The 19,737-nt window shown below is 28.7% G+C and carries 19 protein-coding genes; 9 read left to right on the top strand and 10 right to left on the bottom strand.

The genetic code is table 11. From position 1 onward, the window contains the following. Positions 1 to 2 precede the first annotated feature (2 nt). On the top strand, positions 3 to 2,585 hold the full coding sequence (locus HZC47_07765) for an ATP-dependent helicase (protein MBI5680771.1): 2,583 nt from the start codon (positions 3 to 5) through the stop codon (positions 2,583 to 2,585). A gap of 91 nt (positions 2,586 to 2,676) precedes the next feature. Here HZC47_07765 and HZC47_07770 read toward each other — a convergent pair whose 3' ends face one another. Both HZC47_07770 and HZC47_07775 read right to left on the bottom strand, forming a co-directional pair. Further along, a complete protein-coding gene (locus HZC47_07770) occupies positions 2,677 to 2,985 on the bottom strand; it encodes a hypothetical protein (GenBank protein ID MBI5680772.1) in 309 nt (102 codons plus the stop codon). 723 nt (positions 2,986 to 3,708) lie between these two features. Continuing rightward, the gene (locus HZC47_07775) at positions 3,709 to 4,506 is read right to left on the bottom strand and encodes a P-loop NTPase (protein ID MBI5680773.1); all 798 of its coding nucleotides are present in this window, start codon (positions 4,504 to 4,506) and stop codon (positions 3,709 to 3,711) included. Between the two features lie 201 nt (positions 4,507 to 4,707). Here HZC47_07775 and HZC47_07780 point away from each other — a divergent pair, with 201 nt between their 5' ends. The 4 genes from HZC47_07780 (at position 4,708) to HZC47_07795 (ending at position 7,573) form a co-directional block, all read left to right on the top strand. Beyond that, entirely contained in the window at positions 4,708 to 5,160 is a 453-nt protein-coding gene (locus HZC47_07780; GenBank protein ID MBI5680774.1) for a nucleoside deaminase, read from the top strand. A gap of 84 nt (positions 5,161 to 5,244) precedes the next feature. After that, entirely contained in the window at positions 5,245 to 6,210 is a 966-nt protein-coding gene (locus HZC47_07785) for an alpha/beta fold hydrolase (GenBank protein MBI5680775.1), read from the top strand. Between the two features lie 189 nt (positions 6,211 to 6,399). After that, the gene (locus HZC47_07790) at positions 6,400 to 6,678 is read left to right on the top strand and encodes a hypothetical protein (protein MBI5680776.1); all 279 of its coding nucleotides are present in this window, start codon (positions 6,400 to 6,402) and stop codon (positions 6,676 to 6,678) included. A gap of 46 nt (positions 6,679 to 6,724) precedes the next feature. Continuing rightward, positions 6,725 to 7,573 (top strand): metallophosphoesterase, encoded by an 849-nt coding sequence (locus HZC47_07795; GenBank protein ID MBI5680777.1) that lies wholly within the window; start codon positions 6,725 to 6,727, stop codon positions 7,571 to 7,573. A gap of 151 nt (positions 7,574 to 7,724) precedes the next feature. Here HZC47_07795 and HZC47_07800 read toward each other — a convergent pair whose 3' ends face one another. After that, positions 7,725 to 8,156, bottom strand: coding sequence for a nuclear transport factor 2 family protein (locus tag HZC47_07800; GenBank protein MBI5680778.1), 432 nt, complete (start codon positions 8,154 to 8,156; stop codon positions 7,725 to 7,727). A gap of 162 nt (positions 8,157 to 8,318) precedes the next feature. On the opposite strand from HZC47_07800, the gene HZC47_07805 reads away from it, so the two are divergent. Further along, complete coding sequence (locus HZC47_07805) at positions 8,319 to 9,071, top strand: ZIP family zinc transporter (GenBank protein ID MBI5680779.1); 753 nt, start codon at positions 8,319 to 8,321, stop codon at positions 9,069 to 9,071. Positions 9,072 to 9,130: 59 nt separating this feature from the next. Here HZC47_07805 and HZC47_07810 read toward each other — a convergent pair whose 3' ends face one another. Both HZC47_07810 and HZC47_07815 read right to left on the bottom strand, forming a co-directional pair. After that, on the bottom strand, positions 9,131 to 10,351 hold the full coding sequence (locus HZC47_07810; GenBank protein ID MBI5680780.1) for an FprA family A-type flavoprotein: 1,221 nt from the start codon (positions 10,349 to 10,351) through the stop codon (positions 9,131 to 9,133). Positions 10,352 to 10,472: 121 nt separating this feature from the next. Continuing rightward, positions 10,473 to 12,203: a PAS domain S-box protein gene (locus HZC47_07815; GenBank protein MBI5680781.1), complete on the bottom strand. Its 1,731-nt coding sequence runs from the start codon at positions 12,201 to 12,203 to the stop codon at positions 10,473 to 10,475. 308 nt (positions 12,204 to 12,511) lie between these two features. Between HZC47_07815 and HZC47_07820 the strand changes: the two genes are divergently transcribed. Next, positions 12,512 to 13,429 carry a UbiA family prenyltransferase gene (locus HZC47_07820; protein MBI5680782.1) on the top strand — a complete coding sequence of 306 codons (918 nt, stop codon included), beginning with the start codon at positions 12,512 to 12,514 and terminating at the stop codon, positions 13,427 to 13,429. An 11-nt stretch (positions 13,430 to 13,440) separates the two neighbouring features. Here the strand turns inward: HZC47_07820 and HZC47_07825 are convergent, their stop codons facing one another. Then, positions 13,441 to 13,842, bottom strand: a complete 402-nt coding sequence (locus tag HZC47_07825) for a hotdog fold thioesterase (GenBank protein ID MBI5680783.1) — start codon at positions 13,840 to 13,842, stop codon at positions 13,441 to 13,443. Between the two features lie 37 nt (positions 13,843 to 13,879). Next, positions 13,880 to 14,407 (bottom strand): SAM-dependent methyltransferase, encoded by a 528-nt coding sequence (locus HZC47_07830; GenBank protein ID MBI5680784.1) that lies wholly within the window; start codon positions 14,405 to 14,407, stop codon positions 13,880 to 13,882. A 204-nt stretch (positions 14,408 to 14,611) separates the two neighbouring features. Here HZC47_07830 and HZC47_07835 point away from each other — a divergent pair, with 204 nt between their 5' ends. Further along, entirely contained in the window at positions 14,612 to 15,970 is a 1,359-nt protein-coding gene (locus tag HZC47_07835) for an MFS transporter (GenBank protein ID MBI5680785.1), read from the top strand. 55 nt (positions 15,971 to 16,025) lie between these two features. On the opposite strand, the gene HZC47_07840 is transcribed toward HZC47_07835, so the two are convergent. The 3 genes from HZC47_07840 to HZC47_07850 form a co-directional block, all read right to left on the bottom strand. Next, complete coding sequence (locus HZC47_07840) at positions 16,026 to 16,250, bottom strand: hypothetical protein (protein MBI5680786.1); 225 nt, start codon at positions 16,248 to 16,250, stop codon at positions 16,026 to 16,028. Positions 16,251 to 16,269: 19 nt separating this feature from the next. Then, complete coding sequence (locus tag HZC47_07845) at positions 16,270 to 16,677, bottom strand: ferritin (GenBank protein ID MBI5680787.1); 408 nt, start codon at positions 16,675 to 16,677, stop codon at positions 16,270 to 16,272. Between the two features lie 63 nt (positions 16,678 to 16,740). Further along, the gene (locus tag HZC47_07850) at positions 16,741 to 17,139 is read right to left on the bottom strand and encodes a YjbQ family protein (protein MBI5680788.1); all 399 of its coding nucleotides are present in this window, start codon (positions 17,137 to 17,139) and stop codon (positions 16,741 to 16,743) included. Positions 17,140 to 17,403: 264 nt separating this feature from the next. On the opposite strand from HZC47_07850, the gene HZC47_07855 reads away from it, so the two are divergent. Further along, on the top strand, positions 17,404 to 19,728 hold the full coding sequence (locus HZC47_07855) for a PAS domain S-box protein (GenBank protein MBI5680789.1): 2,325 nt from the start codon (positions 17,404 to 17,406) through the stop codon (positions 19,726 to 19,728). Positions 19,729 to 19,737: the final 9 nt, after the last annotated feature.

A 19,737-nucleotide genomic window follows, 5' to 3' on the forward strand; every position in this document is an offset into this window, starting at 1 on the left:
AAATGATAGAAAGGCAAGAAAAACTTTATGATGATAATGAAATTTATAAATTGTTACATCCGTGGGTTAAAAAATGGTTTAAATGTAACTTTGAAAGTTTTACTGAATCTCAAAAATATGCAATAATGGACATTCATAAAGGAAACAATATACTTATTTCATCCCCTACAGGATCTGGAAAAACATTAACAGCTTTTCTTTCAATTATAAGCCAGTTGGCAATGCTTTCAGATATGGGAAAATTGGAAGATAAGGTCTACTGCATTTATATTTCACCCCTAAAAGCTCTTGATAATGATATTGAAAAGAACCTTGAACATCCATTATCTGAAATTGAAAAAATTGCTGGAAAAAATCTTGGAATTAGAAAGGCAGTTCGAACTGGTGATACTAGTCAGTATGAACGGACAAAAATGCTTAAAAAACCTCCACATATTTTGATTACTACTCCTGAAACATTATCTATACTTCTTTGTGCACCTAAATTTAGGGAAAAATTAAAGGATGTTGGATATGTTATAATTGATGAAATCCATTCTCTTGCCGACAATAAAAGAGGAGTTCATCTAAGCTTAAGTTTAGAAAGATTAAAAAACTTAGCTGGGAATTTCACCAGAATAGGATTAAGTGCAACTGTTTCACCCCTTGAAAAGGTAGCTAAATATCTTGTTGGTTATGAATATAGTGAAGTAAGAAGTTGTAAAATAGTTGAAGTAAATTATTTAAAACAGCGTGATATAAAAGTTTTATGTCCTGTTGAGGATATTATAAGTTCTGATCCTGATGAAATGAATAAAAATACATATACTCTTTTAAATGAACTTATACAGACACATAAAACAACTTTAATTTTTACTAATACACGTAGTGGTACTGAAAGTGTTGTATTTAACCTAAAAAAAAGATTTAAAGATATGTATGATGATGAAAATATAATGGCACATCATTCTTCTCTTTCTAAGGAATTACGTCTTGAAACTGAGGATAAACTTAAAGATGGACAATTAAAAGTTGTTGTTTCATCAACTTCTCTTGAACTTGGAATAGATATAGGTTATATTGATTTAGTTATACTTTTAAGTTCTCCTAAATCAGTTTCAAGGGCATTACAGCGTATAGGGCGAAGCGGACATAAATTACATGAAAAATCTAAGGGAAGAATTATTGTTGTAGACCGAGATGATCTTGTTGAATGCTCTTTAATCTTAAAAAACGCTATTGAGGGCAAAATAGACGAAATAAATATTCCAGAAAACTGTTTAGATGTTTTATCCCAGCAAATCTATGGAATGGCTATTGAAACTAAATGGGATATTGATATGGCATATGATTTAATTAAAAAGAGTTATTGTTATAGAAATTTATCAATTAATGATTACCTAAGTGTATTAAGTTATTTGGCAGGAGAATACACAGATCTAGAAGATAGATATGTTTATGCAAAAATTTGGGTAGATTACGAAACCAATATGTTTGGTAAACGGGGAAAACTGGCCAGAATGCTTTATTCGACAAATATTGGAACAATTCCAGACAGATCATCAGCCCGAGTTAAATGTGCGGGACAAGTTGTAGGGAATGTAGAAGAGGATTTTATGGAGAAGCTCCAAAAAGGAGATACTTTTGTTCTTGGAGGAAAAATCTACAGATTTAATTATGCACAGGGCATGACTATTAATGTTACACTGTCATCAGGCCCTCCAAGCATACCTTCATGGTTTTCTGAACAATTACCATTGTCTTTTGACCTTGCACTTGAAATTCAGAGATTTAGAGCAATTATGGAAGGAAAATTCCAAGCTATACGCAGCAAAGAAGAAATAATGGATTTTATCCAGGAGTTTCTCTATGTTGATTATAATGCTGCAAACTCTATTTATGAATATTTTAAAGAGCAATATCTATATGCAATTATTCCAAGCAATAAAAAAATTTTAATAGAATATTATACAGGATTTGGAAACAGAAAATTTGTTGTTTTTCACACATGCTTTGGAAGAAGAGTTAACGATGCATTATCACGCGCTGTAGCATATATCATAGCCAAAAAACATAAAAGAGATGTTATGATATCAATATCAGATAATGGATTTTATTTAAGCTCTGAAGGTAAAATTGGAGGTTTAGAATCATTTAACAATCTTAATTCAGATAATATTGAAGAAATTTTAATTAATGCTATTGAAAAAACTGAAACATTAGCTGGAAGGTTTAGGCATTGTGCTGGAAGAGCTTTAATGATTTTAAGACGTTATAAAGGAAAAGAAAAGAGTGTTTCCCGTCAACAGGTTAAAGGCAAAATACTTTTAAAGTTTGTTAGGGAACTTGATCAAGATTTTTCTATACTTAAAGAAGCAAGAAGGGAAGTAATAGAAGATTTTATGGATGTTAAAAACACTAAACGTGTTTTAAAAATGATAGAAAGTGGCCAAATTGAGATTAAACAAATAAATACTAATATACCTTCACCTTTTGCGTTTAATTTAGTTGCTCAATGTTATCTGGATGTTTTAAAGTATGAAGAGAGAATTGAGTTTATAAGGAGAATGCATCAAGCCATTATTAAAAAAATTGAAGATAAATAAGCTTATTTTATAAAAATAAGTGACAATTAAAAAATAATATAAAAAAATAGGTTATAATGAAAAATATTACTTTATTTATTTTTTTTTATTTTTATTGGGAAAAATAAATGTTAAAATCATCAGCATCCATTTCAATAAACCATTGACCATTTGAAGTCATGAAGGGGGTTCTTGTTAGTACAACAGGAAGCAATTCTGATTCTTCGCCATTACCAGTATCCATTTTTTCACAAATTACTTCTAAAGCATTAGCCATGAATTCTTTAGAGTCAAAACCTAATAATATATCTTTAACATCCATTTCCAGTTCTGTTGATGCGTCAGGATTTTTTGCAATCTCAACACTTTTTAAATTGTTAAAAGCTCTAACAGCTATTGATTTAAGTTCATTATCTGTCATAATAATCACCAAAATTTAATTCTATTTTCTAATAATATAACTTCTTTTATTTAAATAATTTTAAACTATTATATAAAATTAATTGTATTTAATATAATCAATAATAACATATCTATTTAATTGTTATCTTCATGATTTTTGAAAATATTATACTTAAATATCAAATTTTTACAAAACAGCAATAAATTAGTGGTTATATGTATATGTAACTAATTATTTTTCCTTAGTTTTACAATTTTTTTGAAATATTTTCTGTTTAAATTTTTTGTTAATTAAAATTTACATTTTTATGTTTTTTTTGGATATATTAATTTTTTTTATTTTCAATTTTATCCAATGAAAAAAATAAATATTCAAACTTAGATGATAAAAAAGAAGAGATTTTTAATTAGAAATAATTCCTAAAATATGTTATTTTACTTCGTTAAACATCACTATAACGAAGTTTGCATATATTTTCATTAAATTTTTATTTTTTATTTTTAAATCCATTATTTACTCTAAAAAGAATTCCCCTAAATATTGCAAGTATAAGCATTAGAGTACTTATGAAACGTTTCTTCATAGATTCCACCTTATACTATTTAGTATTACATTAAGATATTTATAACTTTCTTTTTGTATTCAACTATCCATTAAAAAAAGGCCACGTGATTCCTATTTTAGTCAATAAAAAAGAAGATAAATGAAGAAAAAATTATTTTTTTAAAACACTAAACATGTTTAGGATTTGTATACATTTACATATTTGCTGTAAATACTCTGGAAGAACTTAGATACAATTCCTTCACTTGTTAAGTCATTTTCATAAGTGTATTCTCCAATTACTGTTGCACTTAGATTCATTAATATTTTTGAAGTTTTAGAATTTGGATTTCTAGTAAAAATCGAGTTTCCAGATGCAGATGCCTTGTTAAGCTCAGGATCATCAGGTATAACTGAAATTACAGGTAGGTTAAGTATAACTTCAATTTCATCAGTTGTTAAAAATGCTTTATCAGTACGCATTTTGTTGATTACTACTCCCAGTATATCGATTCCCAGCTTTTCTGCAACTATTTTAGTCTTTAGGGCATCGCTTAATGAAGTAATTTCAGGGGTTGTAACAAGAATTAGTTCATTAGCAACTTCTAGGGCTGCTAGAGCATCTCTTTCTAATCCGCCAGGAGCATCTATTAAAAGAATGTCTATATCTTCAGTAAGTACCTCTAAAACTTCCTCAAGTCTTTCAAGTTTCATATCTTTTAAACCAAATAAAGAAAGTCCTGCAGGGACAATTCTTACACCACCCGGACCTTCATATATTGCATTATGTATAATATCTTTTCCTGCAAGTACTTCTTGTAAAGTTACAGGTTTATCTTCAAGACCAAGGATTAATTCTAAATTTGCCATAGCTATATCAAGATCTAGCACTATTACATCTTCTCCATGAACAGATAATGCTATTCCAAGGTTTGCTGCTATTGTTGTTTTTCCTACGCCGCCTTTTCCTGATGCTACAACTATTACTCTTGCCATTTTATCCACCTTAGTATCATAAAATTATATATAGTATAACATAGTCCTCACAATCATATATCAATCAAAAAAAATAATGTGAATAATATCACACAGAAATTCAAGATGGTAAGTGATAACCTAAAATTTTAATAATAAACTTAAATAAACAAAATTTGGAAATGATCTCATATTGTATGCAATGGTGGGCGTGATTTACTGATGGAAAAACATTATATGTTCATGAAAAAAGCAATTGAAGAAGCAAAAAAAGGTTTGAAAGAACAGGGAATTCCTATCGGAGCAATTTTAGTTAAAAATGACGAAATTATTGCTCGTGGACATAATAAATTATTACAGAAGAATTCTGTGATATTGCATGGAGAAATGGACTGTATAGAAAATGCTGGAAGGTTAAAAGGAGTAGATTATAAAGAATGCACACTTTACACTACTTTGTCTCCATGTGACATGTGTTCTGGACTCATTTTGCTATATAATATTCCAAAAGTAGTAATTGGAGAAAACAAAACATTAAAAGGACCAGAGGACTATTTAAGGGAAAATGGGGTTGAATTGATTAATTTGGATTTAGAGGAATGTAAAACATTGATGAATGATTATATTAGTGAAAATAGTGAAATTTGGGACTTAGAATTAGAAAAAATAAAATAAAAAGCAGTAACTTTTATAAAGCTTTCTTAGCTTATTTTAATATGTACAATCCCATAAATAATCAATAGAAACATTGGAGTTATTATGTTAAAACCACAATATTATGTAGTTAATGACTTTAAATTTGAATCTGGTGATGTTATATCTGAATTAAAAGTCGAATATGCCATATTTGGCAATAAACAAACTGATAATAAAGGAAATATTATAAACGGAGTACTTTATTTACATGGCTGGTCTGGAGATTATACTTCAATTAAACGTATTGAGGATATTATAGGTCCTGGGAAAGCTATTGACACAAATAAATTTTTTGTTATCTGTCCTACAGTTTTAGGGTCACCGGGATCTTCTTCACCATCAAATTCCAGCTTAGGATCAAAATTTCCAAAATATGGTATAATAGATATGGTAAATGCACAATTTTGTCTCGTAAATCAATTAAAAATCAAACATCTAAAAGGAATTATTGGAACTTCGATGGGCGGTTTTCAGGCCATACAATGGGCAGTAAATTACCCAAACTTTATGGATTTCATCATACCTATTACAACAAGTTCTAATGTAAAAGGTCAGAATTTTGCAATCTTCAATCTAATGAATATGTTTATTACAGAAGATCCAAATTATAAAGATGGGAAATATGATATAAATCCAGAAATAGGGCCACAAAATGCATCTATGCTTTTATATATCTTTGGATTTTCACCAGCATACTATAAAACTAATTTAAATGATGAAATTATTGAATCATTGAATGAAATGAAATTAGAAGGCTTAAAAACAGATGCTAATGATATTGTATGGCGAAATGAAGCAGCTATTTCCTTTGATGTAAGTGAAGATTTGTTTAAAATTAAAGCAAGAACACTAATTATTGGAATTAATCAAGATCAATATTTTCCTCCAGACATAGATACAATACCTCTTTTTGAGGGAATAAAAAATTCCAAAATCTTTTTATATGATTCTTTATTAGGCCATTTAGGTTCAAGTGAAATTAAAAAAGCAGAACTTGCAATTAAAGATTTTTTAGATGAAATAGTTTGATATTCCATTTTAAATTTGAATAATTTGTGATAGTTAGGTATAAATCAATAAATATTTCTTATTTTTAGCTAATCAAACTTGCTAAATAGTTATTTATGATATTGGCTCAATTAACTCTAATAGCTAATAGATATAACAAAATAATTATTCTTTAAAGTATATATCAAAGATATAATATGAGGTATAACTGTGCATGTTAAAATTACGGATTATGGGGTTTCTAAAAAATTAGGGAAGTATTATGTTATTTATCAAATAACTAACATTGATAAAGAAACAACAAATAAAATAAAAGAATTAGTTAAAGAAAAAATAACAGATAAATCCGGAGTTTTATATTTAACTGCTTATTTTGATAAAGAATTCTTCCCTTTTAAAAGCAAAGAAGCAAAATTAGTTCCTTCAGATTTCGTAGCGCGTGAAGAAATAGAAATGACTGCCTATTTAACTAGTATTTTGGAAGATTAGCGTATAACTGGATAATTTCAATGGTTATTGAGGAGAAATCTAAATAATGAAAAAAAAGTCTTCAGATTTGAAAAAATTTAGAATAAGACAAAAATTACAAAAAACAATGTCCAATTCAATGGAAAAAATGGGGCTGTACCAATTTAATTCAGGCCATTTTGATGTTGTAAACATAAATGTTAATATTCATGGAATGGACAATGTTTTTGACGGATTTAGAATCGCTCAAATTACAGATATTCATTTAGGACAATGGATGTCTAAAGATCGTTTAAAGGGCGTTATGCAACTTGTTAATGAAGAAAATCCAGATATTATTGCTATTACTGGAGATTTTGTATCATATGATATTGACAATATTATTAATGATCTTAAATACTGTTTAACACTCCTTAAACCTAATATTGCATCTCTTGCCGTTCTTGGAAACCATGATCATTGGCTTGGGGCAGATAAAATCCGTAAAGTGTTAAAAGAAAGTAAAATAGTTGATATAAGCAATGATACATACACAGTTAAACGTGATGGTGTCAATCTGCATTTTGCAGGTGTAGATAGTGTTACTTTAAATAAACATCGTCTTGATCTAATAATAGAAAAATTACCTGAATCTGGACCAGCTATATTACTTGCACATGAACCAGACTTTGCAGATATAAGTTCAACAACTGGAAGATTCAGTTTACAGATTTCAGGCCATTCTCATGGAGGCCAATTTATAATTCCAGGTATTGGAACATTTATTAGAGGTCCTAACTTTTTAAAATATCCTGTTGGTAAATATCAAGTGGGTGACATGATCCAATACACAAACCGAGGTCTTGGAACAAATATATTTTGGTTTAGAATTAACTGTCCCCCTGAAATCACTATTTTCAATTTAAAATCAGAATAAATAGAATTAATAAAATAAGGGAAAATAAATCAAACTAGAATCTTGAAAAAGTATAATCGGCGCTGAAAGACAACAAAAAATTTTAAAAAACAGACTAAGAGATATCTAGAGACAATATATTTTTATGATGTTTAATAAAGTTATTGAATATTTATTCAGGAAATGAACGCCCTTTTTCTTGTTCTATTGCAGGTACTGAAAAGTGTAGATGTGTAAATAGCCATTTATTGTCTTTTTTTTCGAGAATTAAACTTAAGCGTCCGCAAAGAAGTACTTCTCCACCAGATACTTCTGCGTTCATAGTCATTAATGAGGAAACCCATGCAACATTCCCAGAATTTGAAATGGTGATTTTTTCAAATCCCATATCAATATTTTCAGCTTGTGAAAAATCACGTTTAAATCCAGTTTTAAGTTTTTTATGTCCCTCAACCCATTCATCTTTGCCTGTGCCAATGGCCACTAAATTAGGATCATCAACAAATAGGTTCATTAATGCTTCAATATCCTTATTTTCATATGCTTTTACATATTTATCAAGCATATTCATTACTTCAGCTTCTATTTTGTTATCAGCTTCCATATTTTTTCCTTCAATTCACTTATTAATATATTTTATATCTTTTCATCTAAATACAATTTATTATATTAATAAAAAAATCAATACTAATTTAAATGAGGATATTAATTATAAATAGTGCTTAAGAACAAATATAATCAAATAACTTAATATTTATGTGATATTATGATACCCGAATGGATTATGGCAGGATTGTGGGGATTAATAGCAGGATCAGCCCTATTAATAGGAGCACTGTTTGCATACCTTTTTAAAATACCATCACGTATTGTGGCAAGTATAATGGCTTTTGGGGCCGGCGTACTGCTTTCTGCAATATCATTAGAGCTTATGGAAGAATCATTCACGCTTGGTGGATATTATAATATGCTTATAGGTTTTTTAATGGGGGCAGTAATATTTACAGTTATTAATGTTTATCTCGCACGGAAAGGAGCTAAACACCGTAAACGTTCCCAAAAACAATTAGGATCAGATGAAGATGATAGCAACAGTTTAGCTATTGCTGCAGGTTCAGTTATAGATGGAATTCCTGAATCAATTGCTATAGGGCTTACAATGATTACTGGAGGAGCAGTAAGTGTAGCTACAGTTATTGCCATATTTATATCTAATATTCCTGAAGGATTATCAAGTACTGCAGGTTTTAAGAAAGCAGGATGGGGGTTTCGTCCGATTTTTATTCTCTGGTCTGTCATTGCAATTAGTAGTGCTATTGCATCCCTTGCAGGATATTCAATATTTAGTCATCTTCCTCCAAGTGTGATATCATTGACCCTTGCACTTGCAGCTGGTGGAATTTTGGCTATGCTAGTAGATACTATGATTCCTGAGGCTTTTTCTGAAACTCATAATATGGCAGGTTTAATAACAGTTTTAGGGTTTATCACATCGTTTATTCTTTCAAAAATAGGATGAATACAGTAATACCCCAAATAAAAGTTAAAAAATAAAAAAAAGGAATATAACTTCTTCTATTATCTGTTTTTAATTTCAGAAGCTATATTTTTACCTAATTTGTAGCATTTATCTAATTCTTCACCAGTTGGAACATAATTTAATTGATATTGGTCAAATAGCTCAAATCCACAATTTTCAAGCTCATTTGCCATTTTTTTCACTGCTCCACCAGCCCATCCCATTGAACCAAATGTAATGGCTAATTTTTTACTTCCAGTTCTATCAAATCTTAAACCTCTTAAATAAAAGATTAAATCCCCGATACTTGGAAATGGCTCGTTAAACGTGGTTGGTACTCCCAATAAAATTGCTTTACTGTCTAAAATATCTTTTACTATTTCACTTCGTTCATCATTATGAAGGAAGTACATGGACACATCAAAATCTTCGCTCATGATTCCTTCTGCAAATGCATGCGCCATTTTTTGTGTGGACCCATGCATTGTATCATAAACAATAGTTACCTTGTTTTTACATTCACCTGTGGCCCATTTACTGTAAGCACCTATAATTTTCATAGGATCTGTCCAGATTTGGCCATGTGAAGGGGCAATCATTTCAATTTTATCAAGTAATCCCAGATCTTCAACGTCTTTAAATTTTTTAAGTATCAAAGGAGATAAAGGAGTTAATAAATTTGCATAGAACTTTTTTGCAGCATCCATTAAGACATATTCTGAGATTTCATTATCAAACCTTTCTTTGAAGCATAAATGCTGTCCGAATGCATCATTAGAAAACAATATTCCCTCATCTACAAGTAATGTAAACATGCTGTCAGGCCAGTGTAACAAAGGCGCTTCAAGGAATACAAATTTTTTATTGCAAATATCAAGCTCATCTCCAGTTTTAACAACTTCAAAATTAGCATTTTCAAGATTATAATGCTTTTTAAGCCCATTTAATGCTTTTTGTGTGCAATAAATAGGTGCTTCAGGGAATTTTTTATGTATTTCTGTTATAGCACCACTATGATCCTTTTCAATATGGTTTTGAATAATAAAATCAATTTTCAAATCTTTTCCTTCTTTAGAAAAGGCATCCTCAATTCTTCCCCACATACTAGCAGCTGTTCCAGGATATGTGTTATCAATTAATACTGTTTTATCTTTTCCAAAGATAAGATATGCATTATAGGTTGTTCCAGTCAGTGTATAACCATGGTAACTTCTTAAATCCCAATCTAAAACTCCTACCCAGTAAATGCCCTCTTTAATTTTTTTTGCATCTGCTTTCATCTAATCATCTCCAAAATATCTTTAAATCCACGGATTTACTTTTTATGTTTATTATTTTATACATAATATATAAATAAGCTAAAAATAAGCATCAAAATGGATATTAATCCTAATTATCTCATTACATCCTTTTTTTATATTCAAGCTTATTGAATACTATCTCAAATTTTGTTCCATTTATTCTATCAATCTTTATACTTCCATCTAACTGCCCTAATAAACTTTTAACTAATTGTAATCCTAAAGTATCAATATTTTCAAAGTCAAAATCTTCAGGAAGCCCAATACCATTATCACTAACAATTAAAACAAATTTATTTTGATTAACTGAATGTAAATCTAAGTATACTTCACCTTTCTTATCATTATCTCTAAATAAATCAACAGATTCATTATTAAATCTGGGAAAAGCATGTTTTAATGAATTGGAGACAAGTTCATTTATAATTAAACCACAGGGAATTGCTGTATTAATATCAAGGGAAACATTTTCAACGTTTATCTTCAATTTAACAAATGTAGGGTCTACATTGTAATAATGGAGCAAATATGTTACCAGATTTTGAATATATTCTGAAAACTCAATACTTGTAAAATCTGACGAATTGTACAATTGCTCATGAATAAATGCCATGGATTTTACTCTACTTTGACTGTCTTTAAAAAGTTCAAGGTCATCTTCATCTTTGATATATCCTGATTGAAGGCTCAATAGACTTGAAATTATCTGAAGGTTATTTTTTACTCGATGATGAACCTCTCTTAAAAGTAATTCTTTCTCTTGAAGTGATGCTTTAATTTCATTTTTTGCCTGATGAATATCAATAATATCGCTTCCAATACATACAATTCCTAATATTTTAGAATCATCACTTAAAATTAGAGATATTGACAAAAATACAGGGATTAAATTCCCATCTTTTGCCCTAAAAACTGTTTCTATATTGGTTATGAATCCATCTCTTCTTAATTCCTCTTTTTTATTGAAAATTTTTTCTGCTGTTTTTTCTGGAAAGATATAATTAATAGACTTACCTATTAGCTCTGAATTATTATAACCTAAAAGGTCTATAGTGGACTGATTGATATTTATTATATTTTTTTTATAATCAAGTAAAATAAAAAAATTGGACATTGTAGAAACAATTTTATCTGCTGCAATTGCTGTAGTAAGTGCAGGAAATCGGTATTTCCATATTCCATAACTTATAAAACCTATCCCTACTGTCATCATTGTCATGGTCATTTCTGGAACTCTTACTGATGCACCAGGTAAAATAAAATCACTTATCAAACTTATAAAAAGAGGCATATAAAGACCTGTAAAAACATATTTGGCCTGTTTTTTCTTTAGATTTTTTGACTTTAAATAGTATGATAAGCATATTAATCCTGCCAAAACTACTGCAGAAACTGTCCATAATGCCATAATATAATATAAAGTCATATCTGAAGGAATAGCATAAGTCCATCCCCAATATTCTAATATTATTCCACTTAATAACATATTAGTATTTATTGCTAGATAAGAAATAATCAATGCAGGTAAATAAAGTGCAATATATACAAATTTGCTCATTAAAACCTTTGATTTTGTAAAAATTAGAGATATATGCAGTAAAACAGCGGGTACAAGGGGCCAAAGACCGCTTATCTTAAGCCAGAAATAAGCTGTTTCAAAACTATTTGTCTGCCGATACTCAAATTCTACTAAGGCTAGAATCCCTACAAGTGTACATAATATCAAAATCATTATATTAAGCTGATTTTTGGGATTTTTATGATAAATGAAATTACCTAAAAAGAAACATACAATAAATGCGATGAAAGATATGAGTGCATAAACATTCATTCAATTTTCTCCCTTTTATCATAAGATTAAATATATTATTATCTATTGGATAAAAGTAACATACTAATGTTTTATTCACCAACTTATTGAGTATTAAATAATAATATTTGGATTATATTGTATTTAAAAGTTTTTTATTTTTTATATTAATTCTAAAACAGTTATTGTATTCTTAAACGTATAATTAAGATTTAAAAACCTTTTTAAAATGTATTATTACTTATTTTTGGTTTTAATACATTAAAAACTATTATATATAAAAAAAAACAAATATTAATAATGTAGGATATAGATGTAGAGGAATAATAATGACTTTAAGTTTGGTAAATGGTAATATATTGGATAATCACATATCAAAAAATAATATATTATATAAATACGTATCAAATTTAAAAAAAGAAGTAATATATGGTGGATATTTAACTGCAATAGGCGCTCCTTCTTTGATTTTAACTGTTTCAATAATTATGAATGTTAAAATTAGTTTGCCTATACTATTAATTGCTTATTTAATCCCTTTAATAATATACAGTTTTGATTATTATAAGGACTTAAATAAGGATATGATTACTAATTTAGAAAGATCAAGCTATTTAAAGAAAAAATCAAAGGTATATCCCTATATTTTAGGATTTTATGTCATTATATTATCTGTTCTGTTAATTAAATACACTAATTTATTATTGATAATATTTATTTTAATAATTGCATTTGGTGGCATCTTATACTCAACGACTTTTAAAAAAATAACTAAGACAATCCCTATTTTTAAGAATATATATACGGTTTTATCATGGGCATTATTCGTAACGCTTCTTATTCCATTATATTACTCATTAAACATTAACATAAGTTATTTCCTTATTTTTCTATTTATTTTTCTAAAAGGCATGGTAAATGTTGTATTTTTTGATTTAAAGGACATAAAAGCTGATAAAAAAGAGCGATTAAAGACACTACCCGTTATGCTTGGTAAAAGCAATGTCATTAATCTTTTGTATATAATAAATTTTATAGCTTTTTTTCCTTTAATCATTGGCGTATGCATTCAAAAAATTAGCTTTTTGTCTACTTTACTAATTATTTTCTACTTTTATGGATTTTATTATATCAATAAAGCAAAATTTGCTAATAATAAGACTATAAGAACTAAATTAACATCTTTAGTAGATATTGAATATATTTTATGGCCATTATTGCTTTTTATATTTAATTTATTAATTTAGTCTTTATTTAATCATTTTAAATTAATTTTATGTCGCTTGGTATAAGACATTCCCTGGAAAATAGCAATCAATTTGTCATTTTCATCAGTTACATTTATAGTGTAAGTTGAAAGTTTCGGAGTTTTAGCTATTTCCTTTGCCTCTGCAATAAGATAACCTGTTTTCGCTGCTTTCATAAAAGATATATTGGCATTTATTGCTACAGTAACAGTCCCATAAGAATTAGCAGCAACTGCAAATGTAAAATCGGCTAGTGTGAATATAGCACCACCATGAGCTGTTCCAATTCCATTTAAATGGTTTTCATTAATTTCTATTTTTGATTTTGCGTATCCTTCTTTAACTTCAATTAATTTTATACCTAAATTTTCTGCAAATTTATCCTTTTTGAAGAATTTTTTTATGTGTTCCATTTTTATCACAACATTAAATCAGTTTTATCTATTTTTGTTAATAGCCTTCACCTACAATGTACAAATATACTTTTTCTTCTTTATCTATTTTAACGGGATTCCATTCATTAAAAGTCCATATGTAAGATACAACAAAAGTTCCTGGTTTTAATTCTTCTTGGAGTTTTCTTTTAAGCTTCTGATTGGTTTTATGTCCTAAAAACAAGGTTATTATGGTTGCTTCACTGATTTTTTCTGTAAAAAAGTTTCCCCAAATAATTTTAGGCCTATTTCTTGAAAATACAATAACTAAACGAGACAATATAACACGTAATGGGTCTGCTTCAATTCCTACAGCCTTTGCATTATATTTCTTAGATGCTTCAATCACTATTCGACCATCACCTGATCCAAGGTCATATACTATATCTTTTGAGCTTATTTCTGCCATTTCAAGCATTTTTTGAACTATTCTTCTGGAAGTGGGTTCAAATCCTGCCCCTATAATTGAAGTCCATAGAAGCCATACAATAATAAGTCCACTAATAAGAACAATAACTAAAATAAGAATTGAAAAGTCTATCAAGCTCTAAATTCCCCCAAAACTTATGTTTTTGATGTTATTTGATTTCATTATCTTAGGATATTTAATTATATTCATTATTAAAAAAATATTTATCAAATTTATTTAATATATATAATAAAAAAGCATTTATATTCCTTGATTTTGTAGGAATATTTTCTTTAAATTTTTTTTGAATAATTTTATATAATATTCAAAGGTAATCTAATGCAATTTGCTTCTAAAAAAAATTATGCTTTAATTATAGCAGTTATAGCTTCTTTTATAACTCCATTTGTAGGATCTTCTATAAATGTAGCTTTACCATCAATTGCCAGTGAATTCCATATAAATGCCATATTATTAAGCTGGATTCCTACTTCTTACTTGCTGTCTTTAGCTGTATTCCTTGTACCATTTGGTAGAATAGCTGATATATGGGGTAGAAAAAGAATTTTTACATATGGAATAACTATATTTACCATTGCGTCATTTATATCTATATTCTCAGTTTCAGGAGAAATGCTAATAATTCTCAGGATTTTTCAGGGTCTAGGAAGCGCAATGATTTTTGGTAACCTTTTTGCAATTATTGCATCAGTTTTTCCAGAAAAAGAAAGAGGTAGAGCATTCGGTATAACCATCGTAGGTGTATTTTTAGGTTTATTCTTAGGGCCTGTGCTGGGAGGTATTTTAACTCAGTATTTTGGATGGAGAAGCATTTTTTTATTCAATGTACCTATTGGAGTAATATCTATAATTTCAGTTTTAAGGCTAAAAGGTGAATGGGCATATGCTAAGGGAGAGAAATTTGATATAATTGGATCTATTATTTTAGGGATTACATTAATCCTGATTATGTACGGATTTTCAATACTTCCAGATATTTATGGCGGAATTCTTATTTTAGCAGGTTTTATAGGATTTTTAACATTTATAATGGTGGAAAAAAGAATTGAAAGCCCAGTTATTGACATTAACATATTTAAAAATAGATCATTTACTTCAAATAATATTGCTGCTTTTATAAATTACAGCTCAGCTATGTCTATTATTTTTTTATTAAGTCTTTATCTTCAATATATAAAAGATTTTAATCCGCAGGATGCTGGTTTAATTCTTTCAGTTCAACCAATATGTATGACTGTCTTTTCACCATTTGCAGGAAACCTATCAGATAAAATGGCACCTGAAAAAGTTGCTTCAGTCGGAATGGGAATTGCATCATTAGGTTTAATAACTTTTTCTGTTATTAATGAAAATACAAGTGTAGGGGTCATTGTTTTAGGGCTTATTTTGATAGGTATTGGGTTTGCATTATTTTCTTCTCCAAATACTAATGCTGTAATCAGTTCTATTGAAGAAAAACAATATGGGGTGGCATCTGCAACTTTATCCACTATGAGGGTCATGGGGCAGATGTTTGGGATGGGCATAACCATGCTGGTACTTGCACTTCTTTTTGGAAATACAGATATTGCTGGAGGAAATAATAGGCTATTTTTAGAAAGTTCTAAAATAATATTTGCCATATTTGCATTTTTAAGTTTCATCGGTGTATTTTTATCCCTTGTAAAAAACAAATAAACAGTAAAAAATGTTAAAATCAACAAATTTAATCTTTATTTAGTTATTAGCAGCTTTAAGATTTTTTTTTGAAATTATTTGCTTTTATCTCTTTTATTTCATCTATCCAGCTTTTACTTATATTAATATTATCTTTAATTTCCATCATTCCACTTAATAATTCATCAAAGTTATCTGCAGATATTACTAACACTAAATCTCCTTTTTCAAATGCATTATGGTCTTTAAGAATTACAGAATCTGTGCCTACAAAACCAATGGTTGACTTTATTTTGTTCATTAAATCCCCTTAAAATGATTTAATCCAGCTTTTCAAGACGCATCCTGAATTCTTTCCGATGTCTTTTTTCTTCATCCAGTATATGTTTTAAGACACCTACAACTTCTTCATCATCAACCGCTTCTATTTGTTCCTTATAAGTTTCTATACCTTCAGTTTCAAGTTCGATTTGTCTTTCAAGCTGACTTTTTAGATCATCTCCACCAAAATCAAGTTCTTTATGTTCCATAGTAGGTTTACCGCCTCTATTTATTATTAATTCTGCAAGCCACCACATATGTCTCATTTCATCAATTGAAATAGCTTCTGTTACTCTGCTTGGGTCACATGGCTCCATAATAAATGAATTTCTAACATAAATCATAGTTGCTTCAAGTTCTCTTAGAAAATCTTTGTTTAAAATTCTTATTAATTCCTCATTGTCCATAATACGCCCCCATTTAATCTATTACATAATATATTGCATTTCATTTATAAAGCATCCTTTTTTTTATTCACCTATAATTGTGAGTTCTATTTTCCTTAATCTACCTGATGTATCAGCTTCTATAAAAAATAGGTCTTGCCATGTTCCCCTAATAACTCTTCCATTACGTACAGGTAATGTCTTATCTGGAGGAAGAAGCATTGATCTTAAATGAGAAAATGCATTTGCACCATGTTTCCATCCTACTTCTGGAGCCACATCCTCTAGTAATTTTTTTATATCTTCCCTTAAGTTACTTTCAAGTTCTGTTAACGCGAAAACAGCTGTTGCATGGGGTGCAAACACATGTACGATTCCATCATTTATTTTTGATTCTTGCACAATACTTTCAATTTTATGAGTTAAATTGATTATATCTCCTTTTTTTTCAGTTTCTATATAAATTGTTTTTGTAAATATCATTAAAACACCTATTTCTTCTTTTTAAATCAGAAATTAACATTTATTTCTACTTTAACTATATTAAAAGCTATATTTTAATTTTTCGAAGTAAAAAAATTAAATTATTATTTAAGTAGAGGATAATGGCATACTATAAATAGTATGATAATACAAATATAAATTTAGATATCTACTTTAATTTAAATATTAATTTAAAAAATTAAAAAGCATATAAAAAAAGTAGGTGGACTTACAATAAATACAAAAGAAAATAACTCATTTTCCTTGGATGAAAGTGCATATTACAACATTTTTAATAATATGCAAGAAATAATGGCTATTTTTCAGATAATAAAAGATGATCAGGGTAACCCCAAAGATATGATCATTATAGATGTTAATCAAGCTTATATAAGCAGTTTAAACCTTCCACGTGAAAAAGTTATTGATCAAAGGGCCAGCTTGATATATGGGCCTGAATTTGTTGATAATTATTTTAAATTAGTACAAAATAATCCTGAAATAGGTAAAGGAAAAAAATTTGAAACATATTTTCCTCCATTAGATAAATATTACCTCACCACATTATTTACCGTAGGTGATGACCTTTATGTTACATTAGGTATTGATATAACAGAACGTAAAACATTAGAAAAAAAATTAAATGACGAACGTGATATTCTCGATTTAAAAGTTCAAGAAAAAACAAAAGAACTACTTGAAATTGAAAAGAAGTTGATTAAAGCCCAAGAAATTGCACAAATTGGAAATTGGGAGTTAAATTTAAAAACCAATAAATTGTGGTTTAGTGATGAAATATACCATATTTTTGGGTATAATTTGAATTCTGTTGATTCTGAAATTAATTTTCAAAAACTGGAAATAACCTACGATATTTTGATAAATAAAATTATTCATCCTGATGACCGTGATTTTCTTGATAACTCATTTAAAGATGCTTTAAAAGGAAAACCGTATGATATTGATCATAGGATTATTTTACCTAATGGAGAAGAACGTATTATTCACGAACAAGCAGAGTTAATCTGTGACGGGGATGAAAATCCTGTAAAAATGGCAGGAATCACACAGGACATCACTGAACGTAAAAAAGCAGAAAATTTACTCAAGGAAAGTGAAGAGAAGCTAAGCATAATCTTCCAAAAAGCCAACGACATGATCTCCCTAAATCTGATGAATGATGATAGTCTGCCTGGAAAATTCATGGAAGTAAATGACGTGGCTAGTGAAAGATTAGGTTATACCCGGGAAGAACTACTGAATATGAGTCCTTCAGACATAGTTGCCCCTGAAAAAAGACCTGAAATACCAAAAAACGCAGCAGTGCTAATTGAAAAATGTCACAACACTTTTGAAATAGTGCACCTAACTAAAACTGGTGAAAGAATACAAGTTGAAGTTAATAATCATCTTATTCAATATAAAGGACGTGAAGTTTGTCTTGCAATCTCTCGTGATATAACTGAACGAAAAAAAGCTGAAGAAGCCATAAAAGAAAGTGAAGAAAAATTCCGGGAGATTTTCAATAAAGCCAATGATATGATTACATTAGCTGAACTAAACAAAAATGGACTTCCAGGAAGATATATAGAGGTTAACGATGTTGGAATAAAAAGATTAGGTTATTCTTATGATGAATTTTTAAATATGGAGCCCCAAGATATTGTTGCTGATGAAAAAAAGAAAGAAATAGTAAAATATGCTGTAGACTTATGGACAAAAGGTCATTCCACATTTGAAATGATTCATGTAGCTAAAGATGGAAAAAGGATACCTGTTGAAGTAAGCAACCATCTTTTTAAAATGAAAGGAAAAAATGTTGCTCTTGCAATTATACGTGATATTAAAGAACGTAAAAAGTCAGAAAATGAATTAAATGAACTTTTAGAAAAGTTAAGCCATTCTAATGAAGAACTGGAACGTTTTGCTTATATAACTTCTCATGATCTTCAAGAACCTCTTAAGGCGTTAGCAAATTTTTCACAGCTTTTAAAGCAGCAATATAAAGGAAAATTTGACGAAGATGGTGAAGAATTAATAGATTACATTGTTGATACAAGCGCTCAAATTCAACATATGGTTCATGATTTATTTGAATACTCACAAATTTCAGCAGAAAAAGAAGAATTTGAGTCTGTGGATCTAAAAAAAGTCTTTAAAACTGTTTTAATAGATTTAAACTATTTAATTAATAAAAATAATGTCAAAATCACCATGGAAAACCTTCCAACTGTTATTGCCAATAATAAACAAATTAGTATGGTATTTAAGAATCTGATTACCTCTGCTATTAAATCTCAAGATGGAACTAAACCTTCTAAAATCCATATTTCGTCTATTGAAGACCTTAAAAATGGCGAATATCTAATTTCAATTAATTTAAATAGAATTTTAGTTGATCTGCAGTACACTGAAGAAATTTTTTCACAATTCCAATATTTAACTACACATAAATTATATGAAGGATCATTTGTTGATCTCGTTACCTCTAAAAAGATTATTGAAATGTATAATGGCAGAATTTGGGTAGAATCAAAGCCAAATGTCGGAACAACTTTTTATTTTAGCCTACCTATTAAAAAAGATTAGTGTAACTTA

The organism is Methanobacterium sp. (genome assembly GCA_016222945.1).
Taxonomy (GTDB): Archaea; Methanobacteriota; Methanobacteria; order Methanobacteriales; family Methanobacteriaceae; genus Methanobacterium_D.